This is a genomic window from Acinetobacter brisouii (assembly GCF_008993995.1).
Taxonomy (GTDB): domain Bacteria; phylum Pseudomonadota; class Gammaproteobacteria; order Pseudomonadales; family Moraxellaceae; genus Acinetobacter; species Acinetobacter brisouii_A.
Genome location: NZ_BKNN01000131.1, coordinates 1 through 3695 on the forward strand (window position 1 = coordinate 1; position 3695 = coordinate 3695).

The following is a 3695-nucleotide window of genomic DNA, read 5'->3' on the forward strand; positions in this document are numbered from 1 at the left end:
GGATTTTTTGATGATATACAAGTCTAATATTGATTGAATATGACTTATCCACTCGTCCAAGAATTCGACAACTGCTCAGCCTGCTTCATCACCAACTCAATCGCTTCAGCTGCTTTATCAGGCGGGTACTTCCAACGCTGCAATGTACGACGCACAAGAATTTTAAGCTGAGCACGCACACTATCCCGAACCTGCCAATCGACCGTCGTTGATTTCCGTAGCTTCTCTGTAATCTCTCGTGCGATCTGTTTCAGCGTATCGTCTCCAAGCTCTCTGACAGCACTTTCATTGTTTGCCAAAGCATCATAGAAAGCGATTTCATCTGGATTTAACCCAAGTGAAGCTTCACGCTGCATTTCGGCCTGAAACTCTTTTGCCATTTGAATAAGTTCTTCAATGACCTGAGAAGTTTCAATCGCTCGGTTATTGTATTTCCTTAATGTTTCCTGCAAACGATCAGAGAAGCGTTTTTCCTGCACGACATTGTTTCGTGTCTTTGCTTTAATGCCGTCATTCAACAACTTTTCTAGAAGTTCAACTGCCAAATTACGATATGGCATCTGCCGTACATCTTCTAAGAACTCATCTGAAAGCAAGCCAATGTTGGGTTTATCCAAACCACACATTGCAAAGACATCTGTTACGCCATCAGCAATGACAGCATTATCCAGAATCTGTTTTAGCGTACTGTCCTTTTCAGCTTGCGACAATTTACGATCTACAGAGGTATGCTTGCTAATGACCGCTTTAATGGCTGAGTAAAAGGCAATTTCTTTATGCAGGTTCTTCGCTTCATCCAAGGTACTGCATAAAGAGAAGGCTTTATTGATTGCCAAAACTAAATCAAGAAAACGCTTTTTACCATCCTTTAAGCTCAGCACATAGTTAGCTGCGGGGATAATCAGTCGGTGTGCCTGAGTTTCATAAGCACTTAAATCCATGCCTACCTGTTCATTGGTTTTGGCAAACATTCCCCGTATCGCATCCATCTTTTCAGCAAGAACCGCATAAGCTTCTTCTGCACGTAATGTAGGTTCTCCTTTACCTTTAGCATCGGTATAGGTTTTTAAGGCTTGCTTCAATTCATTCGCAATGCCGATATAGTCAACAACTAGTCCACCCTGCTTATCTTTAAAGACACGGTTCACACGTGCAATGGCCTGCATGAGGTTGTGCCCCTTCATCGGTTTGTCGATATACATGGTATGCGTGCATGGTGCATCAAAACCTGTAAGCCACATATCGCGTACAATCACCAGTTGTAAAGGATCGGTTACGTCCTTAAAGCGTTTCTCAAGGCGTTTTTTAGTTTGCTTATTGTAGATATGCGGCTGTAATAATGGTTTATCTGAAGCTGAACCCGTCATCACAATTTTGATTTTGCCTTTTTCAGGATCAGGGTCATGCCAATCTGGGCGTAAAGCAACAATCTCATTGTAGAGATGAACACAAATCTCTCGGCTCATCGGGACAATCATGCCTTTACCCGCCATAGCTTCAGTTCGGGCTTCAAAGTGTGCGACTAAATCCGCAGCAATCTGTTTCAGGCGTGGCGTTGCGCCGACTAACTTTTCCAATCGGCTCCATTCACTCTTGGTCTTTTCCCGGTTACCAACATCTTCTTCATCTTCGACAATGTCATCAACTTGATCAGATAATTCTTCAATTTCAGTCTGATTGATGTCCAGCTTTGCCAAGCGTGATTCGTAGTAGATGGGTACAGTTGCCCCATCATCCACGGCATCTTGAATGTCATAGATGGAAACATAATCACCAAAGACAGCTCGAGTGTCTTTATCTTCACTTGAGATCGGAGTTCCAGTAAAGCCAATAAAAGCCGCATTCCTCAAGGCATCACGCATGTGCTTGGCATAACCGAACTTGTACGTGCCATCGTTACCTAGTTTTGCTTTCAAACCATATTGGCTACGATGTGCTTCATCTGACATCACCACAATATTGTGGCGTCCATTCAATAATGGATGCTCACTCTCACCTTCCAGTAATGCGAACTTTTGTACCGTGGTAAAGATAATGCCACCAGACTCACGCTCAGCCAAAAGCTGTCTTAGCTCATCGCGGTTATTGGCTTGTACTGGCGTTTGCTTTAATAATTCTTGAGCATTGCTAAAGGTTTCAAAGAGCTGTCCATCCAAGTCATTACGGTCAGTCACGATTAACAAGGTTGGGTTGTGCATAGCGGGCTGCTGTAATAGCTTGCCTGCATAGCAACACATAGAGATACTTTTACCCGAGCCTTGGGTATGCCAAACAACGCCTGCTTTCTTATCCCCATTCGGATTGGCTGCCGTAATGGTGGCTTGTACGGCTTCACGTACTGCATGGAACTGATGATAGCCTGCAATTTTCTTAATGGTCTTTTCGCCATCTGTTTCAAACAAGATAAAAAAACGAATATAATCAAGGAACAACTCCCGATCAAAGAAACCTCGAACAACCGTTTCCAATTCCCATGCTAAAACGGGTTTATCATCCTCATTCTTGATAGTCCGCCAAGGTAAAAAGCGCTCTTGATTCGCCGTGAGTGAACCAACACGGGCTGTTACGCCATCACTCACCACAAGGGCTTCATTAAAAACAAATAGATCGGAAATTTCTTCTTTATAGGTCTGTAGTTGGTTAAAGGCATCCCAAATATCGGCATTCTCATCGGTTGGGCTTTTCAGTTCGAGTACAGCAAAAGGAATACCATTAATAAAGCAAATAATGTCAGGTCGTCGTGGTTGCTTTGTCCCTAAAATCGTAAATTGGTTAATCGCCACAAAACGATTATTAACAACTTGGTTGAAGTCGAGCAAAAAAGCCTGATCATTGACCCACTCATCGTCTTTTTTATAGCTGACAGGTACACCTTCTAATAGCATGCGATGAAAGGCACGGTTATTCGTCACTAAGTCTAGGCTTTCAGGTTTACTGAGTTTTTGCCAAACTTGTTCAAAACAACTGGTTGGCAAATGTGGATTCAACTGTTCAAAAGCGGTCTGTAGATGTGCCTCTATCAGAACTTGTTTATAATCTTTGCGTAAAGGGTTATTGCTGTCAGGGGCAATATCGACACCATGAACGACTTCCCAACCATTTTCAGCGAACCAGTCAAGGCAGAGATGTTCTAATTGTGTTTCGTTCATGGTCAAATTCACCTATCTAGCATTTTTATCAATTTACAATGAAATAAAAAAATAATTATTAATCAATATTTTAAACTTAAAATTAGAAGCTACTTTGATTTGCAATGAAATAAGATGTGATGTCTAGTAATTCTTAACTTCAAGAACCAAACGTCCACCACAGTCATTAATACTCATGCTCAAGCCACCTCGTCCTGCACACCTGATACATCTAACTCACCCGATAACAACTTTGGTAATAAAGCATCCCTCAAATTACATAAACTACTAGATTGAATACATTGTATTCTCATAGCTTCTAATATCTTAAAAGCTTGAAGATCAAATTTTTCAATAACCTCTTGAGTTGGAACTAAAATCACCTGATTACGTAGAATATCCGTTTTTAAATTTGTAAAAACACTACCATTACCTTGTGCAACCAGTTGTGACCTTATTTTTAAAAATAAAAAGTATAAGTAACTATCTGAGAAGTGTTTTTTTTGAGGAAAATACAACCAACCATCATGAATACAAGCATCCAGCTCTAAAAACTTTGGCAACCCT

1 protein-coding gene and 1 pseudogene are annotated in these 3695 nt (G+C 41.2%); both read right to left on the bottom strand.

All coding sequences use genetic code 11. The features are described 5' to 3' along the window. Positions 1-44: 44 nt before the first annotated feature. Positions 45-3149, bottom strand: coding sequence for a type I restriction endonuclease subunit R (locus GBN19_RS15075; RefSeq protein WP_151778664.1), 3105 nt, complete (start codon positions 3147-3149; stop codon positions 45-47). A 179-nt stretch (positions 3150-3328) separates the two neighbouring features. Continuing rightward, positions 3329-3695: pseudogene (locus GBN19_RS15080) on the bottom strand (restriction endonuclease subunit S); the annotation flags it as partial.

Excerpts from the sequence above, each read along its gene's own strand:
- GBN19_RS15075 (WP_151778664.1), bottom strand. The coding sequence starts at position 3,149 with ATGAACGAAACACAATTAGAACATCTCTGCCTTGACTGGTTCGCTGAA.